Genomic DNA, 24,439 nt, shown 5'->3' on the forward strand with positions numbered 1-24,439 from the left:
CCGAGCCGCACGGTCCTCACGGGCGCGCCTCCCCCGCGGTGCGGTCCTTGACCAGCTTGCGGGCGAGTGAGTCGAGGATGACCTCCGTCGCGCCCTCGTAGATGCGCATCGGCCGGGCCTCGCGGTACAACCGCTCGATCCGGCTGCCCCGGACCAGCCCGAACCGCCCCATCACCTGCACCGCCCGGTCGACGACCCGGCCGGCGACCTCGGTCGCGCCGACCTTGGCCAGCGACGACAGGTGCAGGTTCGCGAGCGGGTCACGGGCCGCAGCGGCCGCAGCGCGGTAGGTGAGCGCCCGCGCCATCTCGATCTCGGTCCAGCAGGTGGCGAGCGCGCCAGGGATGCCGCCGAGCCGGGCGAGCGGCGTGCCGAACTGCTCCCGTCCGGCAGCGTGCCGGACCGCTTCGTCCAGCGCGGCATCGGCGAGGCCGACCGCGGCGCCCGCGACGGAGACCCGGAACGTGGCAAGGGTGGCGAGCACCAGGCGGAACCCGCCGCCCGGGTCGCCGATGCGGTTGCCGGCCGGCACCCGCACTCCGTCGAGCACGACGTCGCCGAGGACGTGCGGCGCGATGATCTGGTGCGGGCTGCTGGTGGTGAGGCCCGGCGCGTCGGCGGGCACGAGCACCAGGGAGTAGCCGTCGCCCTCGCGGACCAGCACGCAGTACAGCCCGGCGTCGCCGGCGTTGGTGATGAACGACTTGTGGCCGGTCACGACGAGCTCGTCGCCGTCCGGCTTCGCGGTGGTGGCGATCGCGCGCAGGTCGGAGCCGACCTGAGGCTCGGTCAGCGCGAGCGCCGCGACCGCCTCCAGCGCGGCGACCCGGGGCAGCCAGCGCGAGCGCAGTTCGGCCGACCCGGCGTGCGAGATCGCGAACGACCCGATCCCCTGCATCGCGAACAGCGAGTCGAGGTGTGCACTCTCGGCAGCCAGCGCCTCCCGCACGACCGTGACGGCGAGCGAGTCGACCCGCTCGAACCGCCCGCCGTAGGCGGCGGGGACGACGACGCCGGCCAGGCCGCTGCGGACCAGCGCGGCGCGGGTCGCCTCGTGGACCCGCGACGACTCGTCGGCCTCGGCGGCGAACGGCCGCACCGACGCGGCGAGCGCCCGGGCCTGCGCCTGCAGGTCCCGGTAGGCCGGCGGGAGCTCAAAGGGCTCGTCAGACATCAGGCGCTCCCGCACAATTTGGGCAGGACCTCGATGCCGAACCGCTCCAGCTGTCGCATGGCGTCGGCGTGCGGCAGGCCCTGCCAGTGGGCCTTGAACATGAAGTGCGTCATGCCGAGCTCGTCCCGCAGCGCGCCGAGCCGGTCGACGCACTCGTCGGGCGAGCCGACGATGAACTGCTGCTCGACGTCGATGCCGACGCCGGTACCCGCCTGCGCGGTCGCGGTCGGTGTGTGCTCGCCGCCGAGCCCCCACGACCGGTACGTCTGGTACCGCAGCGCGCTTCGCCGGCGGGCCAACTCCTCGGCCTCCCGGCGGGTGTCGGCGACGATCAGCTCCCGCCGCAGCGGGAAGGCGCCGTCGGTCGGCAGGCCGTGCGCCGCCCGCTCCTCCAGGAACGCCGCGCGCAGCGCGGCCAGGCCGGCGTGGCTCGGGAACGGCGGGGCGTACCAGGCGTCGCCGAGCCGGGCGGCCCGACGGACCGCGGCCTCGGACTGCCCGCCCACCCACACGGGCGGCCCGCCGGGGCGGGTGGGTTGCACGGCCGGGAGCACGTCCTCGACCTGCCAGAACCGGCCGGTGCGGTTGACCGGCCGACCGGACCACAGGTCGCGGATGAAGGACAGAGCCTCCTCGAAGCGGCGCACCTTCGTCCGCCCGTCGATGCCGAACGCGCGGAACTCGCGCTCCGAGTAGCCGAGGCCGACCCCGAAGACGGTCCGGCCGCCGGTGAGCACGTCGAGCGTGGCGACCTGCTCAGCCATGTCGACCGGGTTGGCCATCGACAGCAGGATGATCCCGGTGACCACGGTCATCGTCGGCGCCGCCGAGGACAGCCAGGTCAGGTAGGGCACCGGCTGGTAGTAGCGCAGCTCGGCGCCGAGGAAGTGCTGGCCGCACACCATGTGGTCGAAGCCCAACTCCTCGGCCGCGCGCACGAGCTCGCGGTGCTCGGCCAGCTGCTTCTGGTACGGCGTCTCCGCACCGTAGATGGGTGTCGGCAGGATGCCGAAGTGGAGCCCGTTCACGCCGCCACCCCGGCGCGCAGGACGGTGCGGTGGCGGTCCATCCGCTTCCAGCCCAGCGCATCGTCGGCGATGAGCAGCGCCTGGATGTTGGCCGATCCCTCGCCGGTCTGCCACAGCTTGGCGTAGTTGAGGTACGTGCTGATCGGCAGCTCGTCGCTGAACGCGGCGCCACCGAAGATCTCCGCGGTGGCCTGCGCCGCCCTGTTGCACACCTCGCCGGCGAAGTACTTGGCGATCGAGCTCTCCCGGGTGGCGATATCGCCCATCTCGTACCGCGCCGCAGCCCCCGCCACCAGAGCACGGGCCGCCGCCACCTCGCAGGTCATGTCGGCGATCTGCTTCTTGATCAGCTGGAACGTGCCGATCTTCGCGCCGAACGCCTCACGGGTGTCGGCGTAGGCGACGGCGGCGTCGAGGCACGCCTGTGCCAGCCCGACGGACCGGGCGGCCACCGAGAGCCGGCCGAAGTCCATAGCGTTCATCGCGACGACGAAGCCCTGCCCCTCCGCGCCGAGGAGGTTGGCGGCAGGGACGCGCACGTCGTCGAGTGCGATCGCGTTCGTCGGCATGAGCCTGCCGAGCACCCGGCAGGGCACCCGCGTCGGCTGGAATCCCGGGGTCGCGGCCGGCACGACGAAGGCCGAGACGCCCTTGTGGCCGGCCGCCGGGTCGGTCTTGGCGTAGACGATCGCCACGTCGGCGACGTTGGCGTTGGTGATCCACATCTTCGCGCCGTTGAGCACGTAATCGTCGCCGTCGCGGACCGCCCGGGTGCGCATGGCGCCGAGGAAGTCGGAGCCGCCGTCGGGCTCGGTCATGGCGTTGCAGCCGAGGATCTCGCCGGTCACCAGCCGCGGCACGTAGCGCTCGACCAGGTCGGGCGAGCCCCAGTTGGCGATCGTCAGCGGCACCGTGGCGGCCTGCAGGTTCATGCCGGCCGACAATGGCGGGTAGACCCAGGCCAGCTCCTCGGCGACGGCCGCGAGCGCCCGGAACCCAGCGCCCGTGCCGCCGAGCGACTCGGGGAAGCAGCAGCCGAAGAAGCCCAGCTCGCCCATCTGCCGGTAGAGCTCGCGCGGGAACTCGCCCGTGTCCTCCAGCTCCTTGAACCGCGGGCGGACCCGGTCGACTCCCCACTGGTGGACGAGCCGCCGCAAGGCAGCCAGGTCCTCATCGGTCGTCTCCGCCACCGCAGTCATCGACGCTCCCTACCGCCAGATTCAATGCTAATGTTACATACCATTATCCGACAGTCAACGGGGCCACGACGAGAGGAGCGGACGTGACCGCAGCACCACAACGGCAGCCCGGCGTGATGATCGCGATGTTCGACATCCCCGAGGCGCTCGACGAGGAGTTCAACGCCTGGTACGACGAGGAGCACATCCCGGAGAAGGTCGGCCGCGTCCCCGGGTTCCTGCGGGCGCGCCGCTACAAGGCGCTCGACGGCCGGCCGAACTACCTCGCCGTCTACGAGCTCGAGGACATCTCCGTCATCGAGGACTCGGCCTACCTCGCCAACTACCGCAGCGCCACCAGCACGACCGAGCGCATGAAGGCCAAGGCCAAGACGTTCTACCGCAACGTGTACGTGCAGATCGGCGACTTCCACGGTATCCCGCTGCCCGGTGAGGCAAACGATGCGTGACGTCGACGTCGAGGCCCGGCTCACCCGCCTGGAGGACGTCGAGGCGATCCGGGACCTCGTCGCCCGCTACGGCTTCGCCATTGACGATCGCGACCTCGACGGCGTCAAGGTGCTCTTCGCCACGGAGGGCAGCCTGCAGACGGCGAGCGGGCCGAGCAAAGGCAAGGGCGTCGACGCGGTGGGCGACTACTTCGCCGGCCGGTTCGCCGTCCTCGGTCCGACCCACCACTTCACCCACGACCACGTGATCGACTTCGACCCAGCCGACCCCGCAATCGCCCACGGCCGGGTCGCCGCACACGCTGAGGTCTGGCGCGACGGCCGGCCGATGCTGACCGCCCTGCGCTACCTGGACACGTACGTCAAGAAGCCCGAGGGCTGGCGGTTCCTGTCCCGCACCCAGGCGTACCTGTACTTCGTCGACGTGCGGCAGTATCCCGAGGCGCTCGGCGCGAAGCTGCGCGTGCGCACAGGCGAGACCGAGGCCGACTGGAAACCGGCGGACTGGCCGGCCGGACTGTAACCGCCGAATGAGGAAGGTAGGTCCATGATGCAGACCGAGCGGTTCCCCCACCTGTTCTCGCCGATCACGGTCGGCACGATGCGGCTACGCAACCGGGTCATGATGCCGCCGCACGCCTCGGCCATCGGCAACATCTTCGGCACCGACGACGAAGCGGCCCGCAACATCGCGTACTTCGAGCAGCGCGCCCGGGCCGGTGTCGCGTGGATCGGCAGCCTGTCCACGCATCTGCGCAACGCCCTCATTCCCGGCTTCGAGCCCACCGGTGTGGGGGCGGCAACCACCGGATTCTTCCGGCTGCCGTGGTTCGTCGAGCGCGTCCAGCAGTTCAGCGACGCGATGCACACGCTCGGCACCGCGGTGACCGTGCAGATGGTCCACCAGGGCGGGATGCCCCACGGCCCGTCACCCGTGATGAGCGCGCCGACGATCAACCTGATGCCGCACGTCATGGACGAGGACGACATCGCCGCCTTCGTCCGGGAGTACGCCGAGTCGGCCAAGCTTTCGCAGGCGGCCCGGGCGGACGGTGTCGAGCTGCACCTCAACCACGACGACCTCCACGAGTGGTTCCTGTCGCCGTTGACCAACAAGCGCACGGACCGTTACGGCGGGTCGCTGGAGAACCGCGCCCGCTTCTCAGTCGAGGCCTTGCGGGCGATCCGAGAGGTCATCGGCGACACCATGACGCTCGGGATCCGGCTCAACATCCGGGAGGAGCTCCCGGGCGGATATGACGTGCAGGGCGGTGTCGAGCTCGCGCAGTACTTCGAGTCGACCGGCCTGATCGACTACGTCCACGGCGTCGTCGGCAGCCCCTGGGGCAACCCGAGCTACATCCAGCCGACCTACTACGAGCCCGCGCAGTGGGCCGACCTCGCGGGCGAGCTGAAGCGCGCGCTCAGGCTGCCCGTCATCCACACGGGGCGGGTGAACAGCCCCGAGGTGGCCGAGCGGGTCCTCGCGACCGGCAACGCCGACATCGTCGGCATGGCACGCGCGCACATCGCCGACGGGGACCTCTTGCTGAAGGCCCGTGACGGCCGGCTCGCGGACATCCGCCCCTGCGTCGGCGGCAACGAATGCATCAGCCGCCGTTACGTGGAAGGGTTGCCGTTCGGCTGCGCGGTGAACCCGCACACCAGCAACGAGGTCGACGGTCCGTGGCCGGCGCCGGCCCGCCGGCGGACGCTGCTCGTGGTCGGCGGCGGCCCCGCCGGGATGGAGCTGGCGGCGCTCGCCCGCGAGAGCGGCCACGAGGTCGAACTGTGGGAGGCGGCGGACGAGCTCGGCGGGCAGCTGCGCTACGTCGTCAAGGCACCGCAGCACGCCGGCTACGAACAGTACCTGGACTGGCAGCGCCGGCGCCTGGCGCACCTCGGCGTGGCGGTCACACTGGGCCGGCGCGCCGACGTCGGCGACGTGCTGGCCGCCGGCGCCGACATCGTGGCGGTCGCCACCGGCGCCTCGCCGCGGACCCCGGCCATCCCGGGGGTCGGCGGGGCTCACGTCCTGGACATCCGCGACGTCCTGCTGGGCACCGCGCGGCCCGGCCGCCGGGTGCTGGTCATCGCGCAGGACGACCATGTGGCCCCACTGTCGGTGGCCGACTTCCTGTCCGAGCGCGGTCACCAGGTGACGATGGTGTACGCCACGCAGGGCCCGGCGCCGCTGCTCGGCCGCTACATCATCGGCGGCATCCTGGGCCGGCTGAGCCACCAGGACGTCCGGATGCACTTCATGGAGGAGGTCGTCGGCATCGGCGCCGACACTGTGCAGACCCGCAACGTCTACTCGATGCGGACCCGCACGCTCGGGACCTTCGACTCGGTGGTGCTCGCCTGCGGCAGCGTCTCGGACTCGGCGCTGTTCGCCGGGCTCAAGCACCGGCGGTCGGAGGTCCACATCCTCGGCGACGCTTACGCACCCAGGCGGCTCGTATTCGCGACCCGGCAGGCGTACGCGCTGGCGCGGCTACTGGTACCCGCATCCGCGTGATCGACAGGCTATCCGGCAAGGTCGGGACATGCGGCCGCCGCGCAGGCCGTGGTCAGCCGGGCCGCAACGCGAGCGGGCCGTCCGCGGTGGAGTCGAGTTCAGGGAGCGCTCGGCAGAGCGGCCCTCTTACTTGACGTCGAACCTGCGCGCGGCCAGATCCACCGTTGCCGACAGGCCCACTCCCCCACCAACCGGACGCCGTAAGACCTGCATCATGATCAGGTATCCGCGCCAATCCGTTGTGCCTTCGTCTGAGCCTGCGCGCCCCACAACCCCGAGGTGGCCGCCGGCCCCATCCGGCAGCCGTCACGAATGTTTCGCCGCGACAGCCGACGCCCGGCCCTCATCGCGGGCACGGTCGAGCAGCAGCGCGAGCCGCTGCCGGCGTTGCCGGCGGACGGTCCGGATGCCGAGGACGAGCGCGGCAAGGAGCAGCGCCAGCGCCAGTTGCGACCAGGGCAGCGCCCAGGTCGTCACGGTGGCCGAGGTACGGCGGATGTCGGCGCCGGCCAGGTCACCGCCGAGCATTGACGGGGTCACCTCGACGGTGGTGCGGAGGTGGCCGAGCGCCCATACGCCGCCGATGCGGGACTCGACCGTCCGAGTGCCGCCGGGCAGCAGTTCCTCGACGTCGGTGGTGGTATCCTGGCCGGTCAAGCCGAACAGTTCGGCGACCGTCACCCGGCTCTTCCCGGCGGTCCAGATGTTACCGTCGTTGGCCACCGTGTACCGGACCCGGATCGTGCCGCTGGAGAACGGGTTCCACGAGGGTGTGTAGGTTGCGCTGAAGTCCTTGACCGGCAGCGTCGCAGTAACCGTGCCGGTGACCCGCATCATGACCCGGAACCCGACCCGGCTCTCGACGTTGACGGTGCCGCCGGCGCTCGTGATCGTTGCCGCGATGCCGGCCGGGTGGTCGCCGGGGGCGGCGCCCTTCGGCACGGTGATGGTGAACGGCACCACCGTCGTCGCTTTCGCCCCGACGGTGACCTTATCGTGCACCGCGATCCACGTCCCGCCGTCGACGGAGGGGCGGTCGGACGCAAGCATGTTGAAACGTCCCTTGTCGGTGAGGTAGCCGTCGGCGGCCTTCAGGGAGAACACGACGGCTGCGTCGCTGAAGTTCCGCACCGCTAGATACTCGGTGACTGCCTGCCCGGGATCGAGGGTCCGCTCGATCCACCGGCGCCCGTCCGGACCACTCGGGGAGGCCGGCTGCACCGTCCAGGTGAGTGTCGCCCCCGCAGGTTCCGCCCCGGCGACGCCAGGCGTGACCGGCACAGCGAGGAGCACGACGGCGAGCACGGCAAGACACCGGCGCAGCAGGGTGACGGTCATGACGACAGTCCTTCCACGGGGTGAGGGCCGTTGCGGGCCCCCACCGACTCATACCTTGGGGGTTATGCAGGGATCATGCGGGAGTCATCCGGCGCAGTTGACGCCGAGATGTTCGGCGGTGAACTCGGATGTCACGCTTTTGCCGTTCACGGTTCCGGTGGCCCTCACGGTGACTACGCCGGCCGCGGCAGAAGCCGCCCGCGTGGCGAACTGCTGGTAGGCGTTCGCACCGGGCGCGACCCCGGTGAACGACCGCTCACCGTACGGGGTCTGCAGGGTGATGTCCACCGCCGAGCCGTGGTCGTTGCGCGCCTGCACGGCGACGAACGCCTTACCGGCGACGCAACGTGCCTGCGCGGTGATCGTGACAGGCAGCGTCGGCCCCTGGACGTCGACCTGGAACGAAGCGGTCTTCGTGCTGCCGACCACCGTGTACGACACGGTGATGGTCTGCGTCCCGGGCGTGGCCGGATCGTATCCCAACACCGAGTACCCGCCGTACCCCTGGGCCAGGGCCTCGGCCTGCACGCCGTCGGTGTAGTCGGCCGTGACCACGAGTCCGGCCAGGTCGAGGGACTCACCGACGGAGTAGGTCGTCTTGGCCGGGGGCGCCTGGACCGCGATCGACGACAGGTCCGCGCCGCGCAGGGCGGCGTGCTCTGCCTGGGTCAGCGCGAAGATGTTCCCGTGACGGATGACGCCGAGCGCCAGGTTGTAGTTCGGCTTCTGCGTCCAGTTGATGGGCGTCCACTCGCCCGAGGTGAGATCACCCCAGTAGGGGTGGAGCTGTTCCTCCAGGCGGGTGCCCGACGGTGAGCCGAGCCACTTCTGGTCCGCGTACATGTAGTAGCCCTGCCCGCGCATGTCTCCGGGGTTTGCCTTGACGACCATCGGCGCCTCGGCATACGTGGTGTTCATCGCGTCGTGGGTGATGCAGCTCGAGACGAGCTCCCATTGCTCAGGCGGTGCGAGGATCGACGTCGCCCGTTCCTGGTAGATGTCCTCGGAGCCGCACGAGGGGACGTACTTGGTGGTCCCGACGCCGGTGGACGTGCGGTCAGTGACGAGCCGGTGGTAGTACCCATCCTTGTCGTCCTTGATGATGACGGCGTCGAGCGTCCCGTGACCGGGCCGACCGATCATCACCTGCGGCGGGGTGAACGTCACGAAGTCTCGCGTCGTGGTGTAGAGGGTCTGGTTTCTCGTGAGCGGGTAGCGGCCGTTCGGATCATTCCGGTCGGGCGTGTAGTACGTCCCGGCCCGGTACATCGACGACGTCCAGTACACGACGAACGCCCCGATCGACCCGTCCCAGATCGCCTCCGGGGCGAACGTCATTCCCGCCTCGTCCGGAGCGACCCGCACATGCCGCTGCTCCGACCAGGTCCGCAGGTCCGTCGACTCCCAGACCTCAATGTATCGACTGGCATCGCTCTGCGCCCAGTCCCAGCCTCGCCACCCGTACGCCGTGCCGTCGACGTTCAGGTCGGTGGCGATGAGATAGAACTTGTCCCCGTCCGGCGAACGGACGATGGAGGGGTCGCGCACGGCGTGCATACCCTTCGTGGACGGCAGGACCACCTGCCCGTTGTTGACCGCCACCCAGCGGCTCGCGTCGTTGCCGACGCTCGAGGCCATGTAGACCTGCTGTCCCGCCTGACTGTTCGACCTGGCAAAGTTCACCATGCCATACCGCGAGAACTGGGCTGGCTGCACCGCAGCGCGCACCGTCAGCGCAAAGTCACGGCACGCCTCAACGCCATCGACGTTGATGCACGCCGTCAACGTCACCACCGCCGGCGCGGCACCGGCCGGCGGGCGATGTACCACACCTGCCGCGACCGCACCATCCGCAGTGTCCGAGACGATGGCCGGGCGCGACGACGTCCACCGCACCACCGCACCCGGCACCACCGCCACCGCCGTCGGCAACGTCACATTCCCCCGCACATCATCAGCGCCGGGAATGGTGATCCCGGCCAATGCCTGCTCCGCGACCTGGGTCGCCGCAAGAACCTCGGCATGTGCTGCCTGGCCACCCCCCGCAACCAGGCCCACGCCTACGAGCACCGCTGCCGTTGACGACGCCGTGAAGTGCCGCCGCCACCGAGCTTTCATCGGCATGCTGTCTTCCTTCTTTACTGGAGGTGTGCCGTCTAGCCGCATTTGGCGGAAACGATCGAAGAGTGGGGGCCGCTGCGGCGCGGCCCCCACTCGTGCATTACTCGAACAGCGACAGGGTCAGCGTCGAGGTGTACTGGCCTGCGGCCACCTCAGCCGGGGTGCGCAGGTACAGGTCGGCATTCACGGAGTACGAGTCACCGGCGACGGCTTCGGAGTCGTACGTCGAGACCAGCAGTTCCTGGTCCGTCAGACCCACGTTGTTGCCGGGCTGAGTCGGCTCGTCGAGGACGGTCACGACCTCTTCGCCCTCGGTCACCAGACCAGTCCCGCCACCGTCGATGAGGTGCGGCTTCCAGCCGAGGTGGTCGGCACTGATCGGGGCCTGGCCCGCGGTGCCGACGAAGTTGGTCGCGCTGCCCAGCACGGCCCAGGCCGCACCGGCGGGCACCTCGTCGGCGGTGCGGGTGTCGGTGACGGTCACGGTGGGCAGGGTGCCGACGAACTGCCGGACCAGCAGGGTTGAACCGTCCTCGGACAGCGCGACGGAGTTGCCCGCGATGGACAGGGCGAGCACGCCCGGCTCGCGGATCTCCTCGATGTCGACCGTCACCTGCACGTCGGCACCGTCACCGTCCTCGGCCATCGCGGGCGACGGCAACGCCATCGTCCCGGCCAGGACTGCGCCTGCGGCGCTCGCAGCGAGCAGACGCTTGCGATTCCTTGTGTTCATGCGATGCTCCGTTGTCTTCCTCGTTCGATGGGGGATCAGGCGGCGCAGTTCGCGCCGGTGTGTTCTGCGGTGATGACGGTCGTGACATCGTTGCCGTCCAAGGTCCCCTTGGCGCGGATCGTGACGGGTCCGGCAGCTACCGAGGTCGACCGCGTGGCGAAGGACTGGTAGGCGTTGGCGCCCGGCGCGACGCCGGCGAACGACCGGGTGCCGTATGGCGTCTCCAGCGTGATGTCCACCGGAGCGTTGTGGTCGTTGCGGGCCTGCACGGCGACGTACGCCTTCCCCGAGGTGCACCGCGCCTGGGCGTTCACGGTGACCGGCAGGTCGGCCCGGCGGTCGAACTTCCAGGAGTCGAGCTCGAACAGGTCCTGGCCGGCCGGGCCCTCGTAGGTGAAGTAGACGTCGTGCACGCCGGTGGCGCCGTCGAGGGCGGCGGTCACCTCGGCCCACTCGCCGCTCGGCGTGCCGGCCTGGATCGTGCCGGCCACCGGACCGGCGACGCTGTCGAGGCGCACCTGGATCCGCGCCCCGGCCGCCAGCGTGCGCACCTTCGCGGTCACGGTCTTGGCGCCGCCCGTGCCGAAGTCGACGGCCGACAGGGCCGTCCAGTCGCCGTTGTCGACGTCACGCACGACCAGGTTCGGGGCCGAGGCACCGAACTGGGCCGACCCGCCGTCGATCTTGGCGGTGGCGATGCCCTTGCTCCAGCCGAGCGTCTCGGCCTCGAACACCCGGTACGGGTTGAAGTTGCGGACCTGGTCCACGCCCGCGTAGGTGCCGACGACCTGCCGGATCGTGCCGTCCGGGTTGAAGGTCATTTCCTGGATGTGGGGGCTGCGGTATCCCTGGGTGGTGTTGCCGTTGATCCGCTTGTTGAGCGTCGGGGCGTGGTAGGTGAAGTAGTACTTGCCCTCGAACTCGAACACCGACTGGTGGTTGTTGCCGCCCGTGCCTGCGCCGAAGAACTGCGACTGATTCGGGAACAGCACACCCGCGTACGTCTCCTTGGGCCACGACATCGGGCTGTCGGACATCATGTACCCGATCTGGCCGCCGCCGGGGTAGCCGGGCAGCGGTGTCTGGTTGCCGCCGAAGTCGCTGCCGCCGAAGTGCGAGGAGTAGGAGAGGTAGTACTTGCCTTGGCGCTTGAAGACGTGCCCGGCCTCGAATGCAACCGGCGCGTCGACCACGACGGCCGACCCCTGCGTGGAGACCATGTCGTCGCCGAGCTCGATCGCGCGGATGTTCTTCGGGTTGTTGAAGCGCTCGGCGGCCGGCATGCTCGTCGCGGCCGGGCCGCCGCCGAAGTACAGGTAGGCCTGGCCGTCGTCGTCGACGAGTGGCGCCGGGTCGAACTTCCAGGCGACGGCTTCCGCGCCGGGGGTGCTGCCGTTGATCAGCGTGGTCGTGCGTTCGCTGGTCCACGGCCCGAGCGGCGACGCCCCGGTGACGACGTTGCTCGACCCTCCGCCGTTGGCGTAGTAGAGGAAGAACTTCTCCTGGCCGTTGACCACCTTGCGGGCCATGCCGGGAGCCCACGAGTTGCTGGTGAACGGCGCGGCGCCGGTGGGGCCGGCGACCTGGATCTCGCCGTGGTCGGTCCAGTTCACGAGGTCGTCGGAGGAGATCAGCGTGATCTGGTTGATGCTGCCGTAGTTGATGGCCGCGGAGACGCCGGTGACCGGGTCAGGTGCGTAGCCCTGGGTGTCGTTGGTCATGTACATGTACACCCGGCCGTTGTGCACGAAGCCGAACCCGTCGGCGCCGAACTTGTGCCCGATGAGCGGGTTGTGCTCGCCGGGCAGCTTGCCGACGACCTCGATGGTCTTCGACGGCGCCGGGGGTGGCGGCGCGCCGACCACGGACACGTCGTCGAGCTTGAAGTCCATGAGGTGGGTGTCGGGCGCCGACGACGGGGTCGACGTCCACGGCGTCTCGAAGAACAGCCGCGCGGTCGACACGTTCTGGCTGGACGGGATCGTGAACGTCCCGGCGAACTGGGCCCACTGGCCCTTGGTTGCCGTGACGCTGACCAGGTTGGTGTAGGTGCCGCCGCCATAGTGCATCGTGGCGAAGAACTGCTTCGTCGCGGGACTGTTGGGGTTCTCGTACTTGATCCGCGCGTTCAGGGTGTAGGTCTGCCCGGCCTGCACCTTGCCGCTGAGGTCCTGCATCGGCCCGGATCCCGTCGTCGTGCGGCTGGTGACCAGCACCGCGCTGGCGCCGGAGTAGGCGTCCGAGGTCGATGAGAGCGTGGCGGTGTCGGTGGCGTTGCCGTTGTTCACGAACCAGCTCGTGAGGCCGTTCTCGAACCCGCCGTTGACGATGAGGTTCTCGTCGGCGGCCCGGGCCGGAGAGGCCGCGGCGACGAGGCCAGCGGCGAGCAGGGCACCCACGGCCGCCGCTCTTCGGAAGCGATGGACCATGTACATCCTCCTTGGTCTTCTGGGGTGTGCGGTACCACGGGGCCGGCCGTCGACCGGCCCCGGGCAACGGATGCGGGTCAGGCGCAGCTGACGGCGGTGTACTGAGCCGTCCGGACCGTCGTCACCTCTTTGCCGCCGACGGTCCCGACGGCGCGGACGGTGACCGTGCCGGCCGGCACCGACCCAGCACGCGTGGCGAACTGCTGGTACGCGTTGCCGCCTGGCGCAACGGCCGTGAACGACCGCTCGCCGTACGGGGTCTGCAGGGTGAGGTTCACCGGCGCGTCGTGGTCGTTGCGGGCCTGCACGGCGATGTACGCCTTGCCGGCGACGCACCGGGCCTGCGCCGAGACCGTGACGGGCAGGGCGGGATCGGCCTTGAGCACGCCGAGCCGGGCCAACTGGTAGCTGAGCTTCCGTTCCGGGGCGTCGATCTGGTTCTGGGTGCCGAACTGCCCGGCGCGCGCCGCCGCCGCGTCGGCGAGTGCGTCCTGCATCGCGGCCCAGGCGTCCGGCGGGTAGAACCGCGGGTCCAGCATCCCCGCGTATGCGATGGCCGCGTCGAGGGCGCTCGTGTCGAGCGGCCGGTTCTGGGCGCTCAGCGTGTCGCTGAGGTTGAAGTAGTCGAAGTCGACGCGTCCGCCGGTCTGCTGCGTCGCGTAGTTGAACAGGCCGACCCGGTGGCCCATGAAGTGGGCAAGGCTGCCGTCCAGTGCCTGCGGGCCGACGCGGTTGCCCAGCTGGCTCCATTGCCGCCCGTCGAGGCTGTAGGAGAACGTCGTCCACAGCTGTCCGACGGGCGAGGCGAAGTCGAGGTCCGCCTTCACGTACACCTGGGTCGCGTTGCCCAGCGGCACTGTCGTGCCGGGCACGAAGCTCTCGAGCGTCGTCTGGTCGAGGTCGACGGCGAACGGCTGGCCCCGGTTGACGACGCCCAGCGTGTTCACGCCGCCGGAGCGCTTGACCGCCACGTACGAGAAGCCACGGTTGTAGGCGGCCAGGCCGGCGACGTCACCGTCCTTCATGCCGGCGATGTCCATCCTGGTCTCGGCCGACTGCCGCGGCCCGAACGTACGCTGCGTGAGCATGTTCCGGGCCTCCTCCAGCCAGGCCAGCTCGGATCGGTTGGAGAGCTTCGTGTAGATGTACTTGCCGGTGACGACCTTGCCGTTCGTCAGCCGCAGCCAGCCGTCACGGTCGGTCAGCGACCAGTAGCGGTTGTCGGGGGCGTGGTTCCACTCCCACACCGTGTCCAGCCGGGAGCCGTTCGGGGCGATCTCCGCCTCGGTCGGGTATTCGGTCGTCACCGGCTGCCCGACGATCGAGACGTCGTCGATGAGGTACTCGACGCTCGACGACGCCGGCTGCGGGTTGGCCCACGGCGTTTCCACGGCGAACTTGAAGTTGTTGATGTTCGCCGTCGCCGGGACCGTGTACTGGCCGGTCACCGTCGTCCACTGTCCGACCGGCACGCTCCTGGACGCCATCACCTGGACGCCCGAGCCCCAGTCCGCGGCGAGGTTGAACTGGATGGTACTCGGACCCGAGGTGTACTTGATCTTCGCCGACACGGTGTAGGTCAGGCCCTGCTGCATCTTGCCGTTCAGGGACTGGTTCGGACCCGAACCGTTCAGCGTGCGGTTACTGACCCGCAGCGCCGTCGCCCCGGCCGCCGGGTCGGTGGTGTCCAGGGCGAGGGAAGCGCCGAACTGGGCTGCCCACGGCTCGACGGTCCCGGCCTCGAAGCCCGGGTTCTGCACCAGCTCGACGCCGATGAGCGACGCGTCGTAGGTGGGCGCCGCCGGGATCGTCCACTGCTCGTCCATGTACGCCTTGTGCGGCGCGTCGTTGTCGAAGTCGTCCGAGGCGACGATGCCCTTCTGGCGCTCGAACACCTCCTGCTCCGGGCTGAGCTTGATCGGCTTGTTGAAGACGCCGTTCACGGGCACGACCCCGTTGGTGCCGAAGGTCGGCCAGCCGTCCTGCCAGGTGGCGGGAATGAGCGCCGGGATGCGCCCGATCGGGAACGTGTCGCGGAAGAACATGCCGTACCAGTCGGTGCCGCCGCCCTGGCGGGCGATCGGTACGAGGCTGCCCTGGGCGAAGCCGTTCGAGTTGAGTACGCCACGCGCCTCGTAGGTGTTCACGCCCCCGGCCGAGGTGTACCGCCCGAGCAGGTCCGGGGAGCGGAACATGACGACCTGGCGCCCCTGGCCCGACGGCCACGTGATGATGACGCAGTAGTAGTAGCCGTCGATGTAGTAGAACTGGGCGCCCTCGAACAGGCCGCCGATGAACGGCCGGCCGGCGTAGTCGGCCGCAGTGAAGATGTTCGGGTAGTCCTGTGCGATGGCCGTCAGGCCGGCGTTGAGCCGCACGGCGCTGGTGCCGCCGGAGCCGTAGAAGATGTACGGCGTGCCGTCCACGTCGAAGAACAGCGACGGGTCGTGCAGCGCGCGCCCCAGGGCGGTCCGCTGCCATGCGCCGTTCTCGATGTCGTCGGTGCGGTAGAGGTACGCGCCCCCGAGGTTGTTGGTGTTGAAGACGGCGTAGTACATGCCGTCGTGGTAGCGCAGCGACGAGGCCCACTGGCCCTGGCCGTACGAGTTCTGCCCGTTGCGCAAGGAGAAGCCGTCGCCGATGCTGGCCCGGTCGAAGACGTAGTTGACGATCTCCCAGTTCACGAGGTCGTACGACTTCATGATCGGCGCGCCCGGGCTCAGGTGCATCGTCGTGCTGATCATGTAGTAGACGTCGCGGCCCTCGCGGTTGGCCGCGGCCGGGACGCGCTCGACGCTGATGTCGGGCACGTCGGCGTTCAGCAGCGGCACCGAGTACGTGCCGTCGCCCTTGTCGGTCGATGTGTAGGAGGAGCGTGGCGACCACCCGTCCGCGGCGTGCGCCGCGCCACCGGCGGACATCAGACCGGCACACAGCAGCGCCCCGACCATGACGGACGGAATCGTGCGCCTACGGCCGGGCGCGGCGGCAATGCGTTTCAATGCGGCGGCGAACACTATGAACATAGCGGCGGCTCCGGGGTGATTCGGACACGGGGCACCGGCCGGAGAGACCAGGTCGATGGGCACCGACAGGACGATCGCTCCGGACACGAATGCGGCGGGCCTTCATGATGTGACCGCTAACATCAAGAAGTCAAGAGATTGTCGATACCGTGTGGAAATTTGTGCGAAACAGTTGTTCGGCAATTCTGGAAACGCTCCCACACGCCGCACGCCTGCCGCATGGCAGTCCTCTACGCGTTCGATTCCGCCTTGAACTGGGCATACGCCGGCACCAGACTTAACCACGTCGATTCATTGTGGAATGCGCGCCGACGTCAATTTGCTGGGCGACCCGGCAGACCGCCCAGCCGTAACACATTTTTCGTGGAAGTATTGTTGTTATGCCGGTGGCGCCCGGACGGTCGCCAGGAGACAGAGATTCTCGAATTTGTGTTATGCAGGCAGCGGCCGGACGGTCGCGCGTTCGTCCGGGTATCACCCCTCGAAGCGCCGGCACGCGCCGCGCAAATTCAATTGCCGCGACAGCCAACGCCGCAGTGCCCCGGCGCGGTTCCCGGTTGCCACGCCGGGGCGGCATTGATGATCAGCAGGGAACCCAGGGCCCGGCAAAGTCGTGATGGGTGTCCGGCTTGGGATGGTTGGTATAGACGCGCCCGTGCTGGAGGCAGCAGGGCGGGCATGACCGGTTCAGAAGATCATCGAGGTCCTCTACGCCTTGTTGATCGATTGCTGATCGCCTCGTTGTCGGCCGCACCGGCCGGGCCCTGCGCGCAGGAGCTGGCCTACGGCCTGCCCACAGCCCTGGCCCGAGTGCCGGATCCACGCGCCCGCCGCGGCATCCGTCATCAACTCACAGTTGTCGGCACCGCAGCGGTCTGCGCGGTCGTGGCCGGCTACCGCTCCTATACCGCGATCGGCGAATGGGTCGCGGATCTTCCCACCGATACGGCGGTGCTGCTGGGTATCGCTGCGGACCGCCGACCGTCCGAGGCGATGATCCGCCGGCTGCTGCAGGCCGTCGATCCCGAACTGCTCGCCACAGCGATCGGAACCTGGCTCGCCGCAAGGATTCCCGCACCAGCACCGGGCTGCAGGCAGGCCCTCGCCGTGGACGGAAAGACCCTGCGCGGCTCACGATCCCGTGACACCACCGCCCGGCATGTCCTGGCCGCAGCCGACCAGCACACCGGTGTCGTCCTGGCCAGCGTCGACGTTGACACCAAGACCAACGAGATCACCCGCTTCACCGCCCTGCTGGACCAGCTCGACAACCTGCACGGTGTCGTGGTGACCGCAGACGCGTTGCATTGCCAGCGAGACCACGTCGCCTACCTCAACCGGCGAGGCGCGCACTGGGTCCTGACCGTCAAGGGCAACCAGCCCAGCCTCCACCACCAGTTGGCCGCGCTGCCCTGGAACCTGGTCCCCGACGCCGACCGCGACACCGCACGCGGCCACGGACGCCGCGAGATCCGCACCCTGAAGATCCTGTCCGTGTCCACCGGCATCGACTTCCCCCACGCCGCCCAGGCGATACGGATCCGGCGGCGCCGACGCCGGCTCGACGAACCGCGACGCTTCAGCACCGAAACCGTCTATGCCATCACCGATCTCCTTGCCCACCAAGCAAAACCGTTCCACCTCGCCGACTGGATCCGCGGGCACTGGTCCATCGAGAACAAAACCCACTGGGTCCGCGACGTCACCTACGACGAAGACCGATCCCAGATCCGCACCGGCACCGGACCACAGGTCATGGCCACCCTCCGCAACGCCGCCATCGGCGCCCTCCGCCTCGCCGGCGCCACCAACATCGCCGCCGCCAACCGCCACCACGCCCGCGACGCCAACCGCCCACTCGCCCTACTCGGCATCACCTAACTAGGATCTCCTGCTGTGCACGTTCGGAGGAACATGCGAACTCTTGCGTCGGTCGCGTTTGTCTCGCTCGTCGCGCTGACGGCGTGCGGCAAGCCCGTGCAGCCGCAGCCCGTGCCGGTGCCGGTGCCGACAACGGATCAGACACCCGCGTCGTACGAGAAACTGGTCGGCGAGTGGCACTCGACGATGACCGACTCCCTGCACCTGGAGGGCATCATGCTGGAGCAGCCGATGCCCTCCGGTGAATGGGACTTCCGCTTCCGGGCGCGGTGCTCCGGCACCGGCACGCTGTCGTTCAGCGTGCGCGGGAAGGCCTTCAACCAGTGGGGCAAAGTGCCGCAATGCACCGGCAAGTGGCTGCTCGACAGCAACTTCTTCCCGCCCTTCCGCCACGACGACAACCCCCACGAAGGCGGCCCCTACACCGTGATCTTCGACGCGGAGGCCACCGTCACCTCCTGGGACGTGGAGGCCTACGCGACGCAGCTCGGCAACCGCCCATCGCGGACGCCATCACCGTCACCGTCGACGTGACCCGCGGCCGGGTTCGGCACCGGCGCCGGATCGTCCCCGTCGCCGCGGTGGCGCTGCTCGGTGCGGTCGTGGCCGTGCTGTCCGGTCCCGGTGCCGAACCCGGCGGCGCTGCCGTCCCGCGCAGCGTCGAGCTGCCATACTTCTGGCAGGCGACGGTCGAGATGGCGCCGCCGGGCGCGGCCTCGGTCTTGTTCGGCGGCGACGGCCTGGGACTGGACGAGGACGTCTTCGAGGGTGAGAGCAGCAGGCTCGCCGTGCTCGGCCGCAACGGCGACTACCGCGCGCTGCGCTTCCCCGACCACGGCGGGCGCGCCGGGCAGGACGTGCAGCTGTCGCCGGACGGCAACCTGCTCGCGGAGACCGTCGAGGTCGGCGACCCGCCCGGGTGGCGGCTGCTGGTCACCGACCTGCGCACCGGCCGCAGCCGCGACTACGTCGGCAGCGCGACGAGCTGCTGCGCACAGGTGGTGGCCTGGCGGCCGGACAACGGCGCCGTCTTGGTGCTGCAGGCCGCCGGCGGCTACCTGACCGCCGGCCCGCCGGCGCAGTACGTCCTGGTCGACCTGGCCGGCGGCGCTGTGACGCCCATCGACGACAGGCTTCGGCGGGACTGGTCCACCACGGCGTGGGCGGCCGCGTTCGCCCCCGACGGGCACGGGTTCGTCACGGCACGCCGACCGGCGGCACCGAGCTGCGCGCCTACGACGCCACCGGCCGCCGACTGTGGACCCGCGACATCGGCGGCCGTTGACTGGCCGGCACCAGCGCCTACACCTCGGACGGCGCGACGCTCGCGCTGCTGACCGCCGACGAGTGCCCCTTCCAGTGCAACCACGACCAGCGCGACGCCCGGCGATGGCGCGCCTCGTTCATCGACGCCGGCGACGGTACCGACAGCGAAGGCCCGACCCTGCCCGACCTGACGGGCGCGGCCGTGCGCGCCCTCGGCTGGAACGGCGACGCACTGGTCGTCGTGCGGTACGAGTCGGTGTCCGACGTCGACGCGGCCACCGGCGAAACGGACCCGTGGGGCATCCGGCACGTCCGCGTGCTCGCACTTCGCCCCGGCGCCGCCGCAGCGGACGTGATCCTCGACCCGCCGACCGACGTCACGTCCATCGACATCGCACAGGACCTGCTCCGCAACGGCCGGCTCAACGGTCCCGTGCCCGCCCCGGCGATGCTGCCCGCCCGCTGGTCGGCGATCGGGCAGGCCGCCCTGTGCCTGCTCTGCCTCCTGACCCGCCGGCCGCAGCCGTCGTCGTCCTCGTCAGGTCACGGGCGGCCCGCCGCCGTGCGTCGCATCAGCCGCCGGGCACCCGCCCGGCCGCACGCTCCAACGCGATCTGAGCCTCGATCTGCTCCAGGTCGGGGTCACGCAGACCGATCGTCTCGGTGGTGCATAACGCCTCGGGCTGTCAAGCCCCCGGGTTTGCTGGAGGGTGGGTTATCTGGTTTCCAGGGGTGCGGTGACCGGATGGGTCATCGCGTGTAGGGCTTCGTGTTCGGCGGGTGGGATGTGGCCGAGTTCGCCGTGCAGGCGCCGGTTGTTGTACCAGTCGATGTACTCGACGGTGGCCATCTCCAGGTCGTCGAGCCCGCGCCAGGGCCCTTTGTTGCGGACGAGTCCGGCCTTGTAGAGGGAGTTGAACGCCTTGGCCATGGCGTTGTCGTAGGAGTCGCCCTTGGAGCCGACCGAGGCGACGGCGCCGGCGTCGGCGAGCCGCTGGCTGTAGCGGATCGCTCGATACTGACAGCCGCGGTCGGACTGGAAGATCAGCCCTGACGCGGGCCGCCGCCGATGCAGGGCCTAGGTGAGGGCGGTGTCAACGAGGTCGGTGCGCAGGTGCTCAGCGACGGCCCACCCGACAACGCGGCGCGAGGCCAGGTCGATGACGGTGGCTAAACGACTTTGCCGGGGCCCTGGCAGGGAACCGGCCGTGGCCGGCTCGGCCACCGAGCCGATCGACCAGCTTGCGCTGCACCGCGCCAACCTGACCCGCACACTGCGGCGCATCCGGGCCACGGGTCCACGCTCGCAGGCGGCAATCGCGGCGGCGACCGGTCTGCACAAGGCGACGGTCTCCAGCCTCGTCGACGAGTTGCTGGCACGTCGGCTGGTGCGAGATCGGGGCGGGGCAGTCCGGGGCCGCCGACCGCACGGGGCGTGGCATCGCGCCGAGCACCGGCGTCGGCGCCGTGGGCATCGAGGTCACGCGGCGGAGCCCTCCTGGTCCTCGACCACGTGATCGAGGACCCGACGGCCGTCGGCGTCCCTGCTCCGGCGGGCCCGGCGCACAGGAACGGCAACCGGGAAACCGGCACAACCATGGACCCGGCGGCCGCAGCCCGGACTTGTTGACCGGTCGGGGCGCGGCTGGGGGCACAGCCTGCCCGGCATCGCCCCGGTGGCCGACATGGGCTCCGCATCGGCGCCGCCTCCGGCACCCTGCACATCGCCGGGGTACTGTCTCGAACCGATTCGCCGGCGAAGTCATCCGTATCGGCTCGGAACAGCCCACCGTGCAGCGCGATCAGCAACGATCGGCGCCGAACCCGGCCGCCCCGCGCCTCACGTTGTTGACACACATCAACGTCTGGCCTACCGTTCGAACGAATCGATTCGACCACGGATCCCACCGTCTGCACCGTGAGTTCCCTGCCCGCCAGTAGGGGCCGTCCGGCGATCGTCGGGCTGCGCCGACCGGTGATCTGGGGCCGCGGCGCGCCGTGCCGCCACGGACGCGGCGGCGCGCTCATGCGCGATCGATCCCGGACAACAGCCCGCCAACTCCACCCCTGCTCGTCACCGACCTGGCCGCAGCCGTCGGCGGCTGTCGTCCGCCCGTTCCCCGCCCAGTGACAGAGGAGATGTCAATGCACGTCCTGACCCGCCATCGATGGCGCCGACACGGTGTCGCCGCCGCCGCGCTGTCCCTCGCCGCCGGACTGGTGGTCTCGGCAGCCCAGCCGGCCGCCGCGGCCGACGAGTCGATCAGCGTCAACTTCGCCACGACGACCGGCACGCCGATGAACCGCGCCTCCGGCTGGATCTACGGCATGACCGAGGACGCCACGAACCCGCCCGACCACTTCTTCCGCGACGTCAAGTTCCGCTTCACGCGGGCCGGCGGTGCCCAGCTGCCGGGCGGCGGCTGGGTCAGCGGCGGCTACGACCGCCGCTGGAACTCCACCCTGGCCCAGGCCCGGCGCACGGCCGCCCTCGGCGGCACGTTCGTCCTGCTCAACCACGACCTGTGGGGCGCGGACGGCGCCGCGATCAGCCGGTTCCCGGGCGACAACGGCAGCTGGACCGACTACGACAACTACCTCACCCGCCTGTTCAACGACGTGCGAGCCGCCGGCCTCACCGTCGAATGGGACATCTGGAACGAGCCGAACATCACCCTGTTCTGGAACCGGCCGCAGTCGCAGTACTTCGAGCTGTGGCGGCGCACCTACCAACGTATCCGCGCTGAGTTCCCCAACCATCTCATCGTCGGGCCGAGCTGCGCCTGTGTACCCTCGACGAGCGGCTGGTGGACGCAGTACCTCGACTACGTCCGCGCCAACAACGTCGTGCCGGACATCGTCAGCTGGCACTCGCTGCCAGGCGACCCGGTCGCCAACGTCGCGACGGCAAACGCGACCCTCGACGCGCGCGGCATCCCGCACTCGCGGCCGTATCAGATCAACGAGTACGGCGCGCCCGACGAACAGAACCCGGGCGACGGCACGTGGTACATCGCCCGCCTGGAGCGGGCCGGTGCCGACGGCCTGCGGGCGAACTGGGCCGGCGGCCAGAACCTGCACAACGACCTGGCGAACCTGCTAACCCGCAACTCCGCCGGCCAATACCTGCCCAGGGGCGAATGGTGGGCGTACCGGTTCTACGCCTCACAGACAGGCCAGGTCGTCGCGGTGACCCCGAGCGTGTCGTACGACGCGTTCGCCACCAAGGCGACCGGTACCGCCAAGGTACTCGTCGGCGGCGGACGCACCACCGGGAACGTCGCGGTCGCCCTTCAGAGGCTCGACACCACCAGTGGCATCGTGCAGAACAACCAGGTCCGCGTGGTCGTCCAGCGCATCCCGTACAACGGCGGCGCGGCAGTGCAGAGCCCGATCACCGTGCAGAACAGCGTGGTGACGCTGTCCGGCAATGCCACGACGGTCAACGTCCCGCATACGACCGTCGACGACACCTACACCATCACGCTGCTGCCACCGTCGGACGGCAGCTTCCAGTCGGTCGCCGTGGCGCAGCATTCGCAGCTCTGCCTGGACAACACGAACCTGTCGACCGCGAACGGCACGCAACAGCAGCAGTTCTACTGCGAAGGCGGCGACCAGCAGCTGTGGAACTTCCGCCCAGTGGCCGGCGTCGCCAACACCTACACCGTGGTGAACCAGCAGAGCGGCAAGTGCCTCGACATCAGCGGAGTCTCCACCGCGGACGGCGCCGCCGTCCAGCAGTGGACGTGCAACAGCGGCCAGAACCAGCAGTTCGCCCTGCGGAAGGTGACGTACTCCGGCAACGACGCGCACGACTACCAGCTCGTCGCCCGGCACAGCGGCAAGTGCGTCGACGTCTCCACGATCTCCACCGCGCCGCGCGCGCTCGTCCACCAGTGGACGTGCAACCCGGTCGGCCAGGGCAGCCCGCTCAACCAGACCTGGCGGCTCTGGAGTCGTTAGCCCTCCGACCTCGACGACGATCGGGCCCGGCACACCACGGCCGGGCCCGATCCCGCCTGGGGCACGTGTCGCACGGCATCAACCGGTCGGCACCGGCCCGGTGCTGGCGCGCAGGGAGACGGGCGGGGCGTGCAGCCGATGGCGTGGTGCGGCGGCCGGGCCGGCGAGACGCTCGAGCAGCAGCTCAACGGCTTCGGCGCCCATGTCGTGGGTGGGGACGTGGGCGGCGGTCAACGGCGGGCGGAAGTCCTCCGCCCAGTGCCGGGCAGCCACGCCGGTGACGGAGAAGTCACGCGGCACCCGCACGCCCGCCCGCTCCAGGCCGCGCTGGATGCCCGGCAGGGCGGCCTCGTTGACGGTGACCAGCGCGGTGACCTCGGGATGGTCCGAGCGCAGCCGCTCGACGCACGCCTCCCCGGCCGGCGCGTCGTCAGCGCAGCAAACGTCGAGCCCGGCCATACCCCGTTCAGCGACGGCGTCGGTGAAGCCCGCCAGCGCCCGGAAGCCGGGACCGTAACCGGCGGCGACGAGCTCGGTGGAACGGTTGACCAGGGCGACGTTGCGGTGCCCCAGATCGGCCAGGTGGTGCACGCACCGCCACACCAGCGCCGCGTAGTCGACGTCGACCCACCACATGTCCTGCGCCTGACCCGTGCGGCCGATGGTGACGAAGGGCAGGCCGACCTGCTGCAACCGCGTCACCCGGTCGTCCTCGAGCCGAATCTCCATCAGAATGACCCCGTCAACCCGGCGGCCGGTGACCACCCGCTCGAAGGAGCGCTCGTGGTCCCCGCCGGACGGTGAGAGCAGCACGTCGTAGTCGGCCCGGGCGGCAGCCTCCACGACACTGGCGACGAAGCCCAGCTGCATGTCGGTGAGCCGCTGGCTGGCCGGTGGGATGACCAGGCCGAGCGTGCGGGTGCGGCCTTCCTTCAGGGCACGGGCGCTGGCGTTGGGACGGTAGTCCAGCTCGTCGATGACCGCCTGGATGCGCCTGCGCGTCGCGTCGGACACGGGCCGCTTGCCGGTGAGCGCGTAGGACACGGTGCTGCGGGACACGCCTGCCCGGCGGGCGATCTCTCCGATATTCATCGCGCTCCTTGTCAACCGTGCGAGCTGTCCCACGCACCACCACAACGGAGCAGACACTACCGCGAAGGCACCGAACAGATCATCCGAGCATGTCGAATCGGTTCATACCACTCTAGGCAAGCCCGTGAGACGCGTCAACGCTGAGCACAGGGCGCGGGTGCAGAAAACTGTTAGGACGGCAGCTTCGGCATCACAAACGGCCGCTTGACCCGGCGG

General features: G+C 69.9%; 18 protein-coding genes. 8 read left to right on the forward strand and 10 right to left on the reverse strand.

The window, feature by feature from the left end:
- Positions 1 to 16: 16 nt before the first annotated feature.
- Genes ABZS66_RS05175 through ABZS66_RS05185 form a run of 3 tightly spaced genes read right to left on the reverse strand, consistent with a single transcriptional unit; the run spans position 17 to position 3,401 of the window.
- Positions 17 to 1,174: an acyl-CoA dehydrogenase family protein gene (locus ABZS66_RS05175; protein WP_354755317.1), complete on the reverse strand. Its 1,158-nt coding sequence runs from the start codon at positions 1,172 to 1,174 to the stop codon at positions 17 to 19.
- Positions 1,174 to 2,202 (reverse strand): LLM class flavin-dependent oxidoreductase, encoded by a 1,029-nt coding sequence (locus ABZS66_RS05180; RefSeq protein ID WP_354755319.1) that lies wholly within the window; start codon positions 2,200 to 2,202, stop codon positions 1,174 to 1,176. Before ABZS66_RS05180 ends, ABZS66_RS05175 begins: the two co-directional genes overlap by 1 nt.
- Complete coding sequence (locus ABZS66_RS05185; RefSeq protein ID WP_354755321.1) at positions 2,199 to 3,401, reverse strand: acyl-CoA dehydrogenase family protein; 1,203 nt, start codon at positions 3,399 to 3,401, stop codon at positions 2,199 to 2,201. The genes ABZS66_RS05180 and ABZS66_RS05185 overlap by 4 nt, the downstream gene beginning before the upstream one ends.
- Before the next feature lie 83 nt (positions 3,402 to 3,484).
- On the opposite strand from ABZS66_RS05185, the gene ABZS66_RS05190 reads away from it, so the two are divergent.
- The 3 genes from ABZS66_RS05190 to ABZS66_RS05200 are packed head-to-tail and all read left to right on the forward strand — an operon-like array spanning position 3,485 to position 6,371.
- Positions 3,485 to 3,850: a hypothetical protein gene (locus tag ABZS66_RS05190; protein ID WP_354755322.1), complete on the forward strand. Its 366-nt coding sequence runs from the start codon at positions 3,485 to 3,487 to the stop codon at positions 3,848 to 3,850.
- Positions 3,843 to 4,373 carry a nuclear transport factor 2 family protein gene (locus ABZS66_RS05195; protein WP_354755324.1) on the forward strand — a complete coding sequence of 177 codons (531 nt, stop codon included), beginning with the start codon at positions 3,843 to 3,845 and terminating at the stop codon, positions 4,371 to 4,373. The genes ABZS66_RS05190 and ABZS66_RS05195 overlap by 8 nt, the downstream gene beginning before the upstream one ends.
- Positions 4,374 to 4,397: 24 nt before the next feature.
- Positions 4,398 to 6,371, forward strand: a complete 1,974-nt coding sequence (locus ABZS66_RS05200; RefSeq protein WP_354755326.1) for an FAD-dependent oxidoreductase — start codon at positions 4,398 to 4,400, stop codon at positions 6,369 to 6,371.
- A 306-nt stretch (positions 6,372 to 6,677) separates the two neighbouring features.
- On the opposite strand, the gene ABZS66_RS05205 is transcribed toward ABZS66_RS05200, so the two are convergent.
- The 5 genes from ABZS66_RS05205 to ABZS66_RS05225 all read right to left on the reverse strand — a co-directional run bounded on the left by ABZS66_RS05205 (position 6,678) and on the right by ABZS66_RS05225 (position 15,943).
- The gene (locus ABZS66_RS05205) at positions 6,678 to 7,709 is read right to left on the reverse strand and encodes a hypothetical protein (RefSeq protein ID WP_354755327.1); all 1,032 of its coding nucleotides are present in this window, start codon (positions 7,707 to 7,709) and stop codon (positions 6,678 to 6,680) included.
- Between the two features lie 84 nt (positions 7,710 to 7,793).
- Entirely contained in the window at positions 7,794 to 9,923 is a 2,130-nt protein-coding gene (locus ABZS66_RS05210) for an immunoglobulin-like domain-containing protein (protein WP_354755329.1), read from the reverse strand.
- Positions 9,924 to 9,930: 7 nt separating this feature from the next.
- Positions 9,931 to 10,563, reverse strand: a complete 633-nt coding sequence (locus tag ABZS66_RS05215; RefSeq protein WP_354755331.1) for a hypothetical protein — start codon at positions 10,561 to 10,563, stop codon at positions 9,931 to 9,933.
- A gap of 35 nt (positions 10,564 to 10,598) precedes the next feature.
- A complete protein-coding gene (locus tag ABZS66_RS05220; protein WP_354755333.1) occupies positions 10,599 to 12,992 on the reverse strand; it encodes a family 43 glycosylhydrolase in 2,394 nt (797 codons plus the stop codon).
- 77 nt (positions 12,993 to 13,069) lie between these two features.
- Positions 13,070 to 15,943, reverse strand: coding sequence for a family 43 glycosylhydrolase (locus ABZS66_RS05225; RefSeq protein ID WP_354755335.1), 2,874 nt, complete (start codon positions 15,941 to 15,943; stop codon positions 13,070 to 13,072).
- Between the two features lie 654 nt (positions 15,944 to 16,597).
- On the opposite strand from ABZS66_RS05225, the gene ABZS66_RS05230 reads away from it, so the two are divergent.
- From ABZS66_RS05230 to ABZS66_RS05240, 3 genes are read left to right on the forward strand one after another with little or no spacing between them, the layout of a single operon-like run.
- Complete coding sequence (locus ABZS66_RS05230) at positions 16,598 to 17,899, forward strand: ISAs1 family transposase (RefSeq protein WP_354755336.1); 1,302 nt, start codon at positions 16,598 to 16,600, stop codon at positions 17,897 to 17,899.
- A 33-nt stretch (positions 17,900 to 17,932) separates the two neighbouring features.
- Positions 17,933 to 18,433: a hypothetical protein gene (locus tag ABZS66_RS05235; protein ID WP_354755338.1), complete on the forward strand. Its 501-nt coding sequence runs from the start codon at positions 17,933 to 17,935 to the stop codon at positions 18,431 to 18,433.
- Positions 18,430 to 19,236 (forward strand): hypothetical protein, encoded by an 807-nt coding sequence (locus tag ABZS66_RS05240; protein WP_354755339.1) that lies wholly within the window; start codon positions 18,430 to 18,432, stop codon positions 19,234 to 19,236. The genes ABZS66_RS05235 and ABZS66_RS05240 overlap by 4 nt, the downstream gene beginning before the upstream one ends.
- A gap of 644 nt (positions 19,237 to 19,880) precedes the next feature.
- Here ABZS66_RS05240 and ABZS66_RS05245 read toward each other — a convergent pair.
- Complete coding sequence (locus ABZS66_RS05245; protein WP_354755400.1) at positions 19,881 to 20,240, reverse strand: integrase core domain-containing protein; 360 nt, start codon at positions 20,238 to 20,240, stop codon at positions 19,881 to 19,883.
- An 85-nt stretch (positions 20,241 to 20,325) separates the two neighbouring features.
- On the opposite strand from ABZS66_RS05245, the gene ABZS66_RS05250 reads away from it, so the two are divergent.
- Together ABZS66_RS05250 and ABZS66_RS05255 are read left to right on the forward strand one after the other, a co-directional pair.
- On the forward strand, positions 20,326 to 20,682 hold the full coding sequence (locus ABZS66_RS05250; protein ID WP_354755341.1) for a helix-turn-helix domain-containing protein: 357 nt from the start codon (positions 20,326 to 20,328) through the stop codon (positions 20,680 to 20,682).
- Between the two features lie 628 nt (positions 20,683 to 21,310).
- A complete protein-coding gene (locus tag ABZS66_RS05255; protein WP_354755343.1) occupies positions 21,311 to 23,131 on the forward strand; it encodes an RICIN domain-containing protein in 1,821 nt (606 codons plus the stop codon).
- 78 nt (positions 23,132 to 23,209) lie between these two features.
- On the opposite strand, the gene ABZS66_RS05260 is transcribed toward ABZS66_RS05255, so the two are convergent.
- Positions 23,210 to 24,223, reverse strand: a complete 1,014-nt coding sequence (locus ABZS66_RS05260; protein ID WP_354755345.1) for a LacI family DNA-binding transcriptional regulator — start codon at positions 24,221 to 24,223, stop codon at positions 23,210 to 23,212.
- Between the last annotated feature and the right edge of the window lie 216 nt (positions 24,224 to 24,439).

Origin of the sequence: Dactylosporangium sp. NPDC005572 (assembly GCF_040605515.1) — a bacterium.
In the GTDB taxonomy this organism is placed as follows: Bacteria; Actinomycetota; Actinomycetes; order Mycobacteriales; family Micromonosporaceae; genus Dactylosporangium.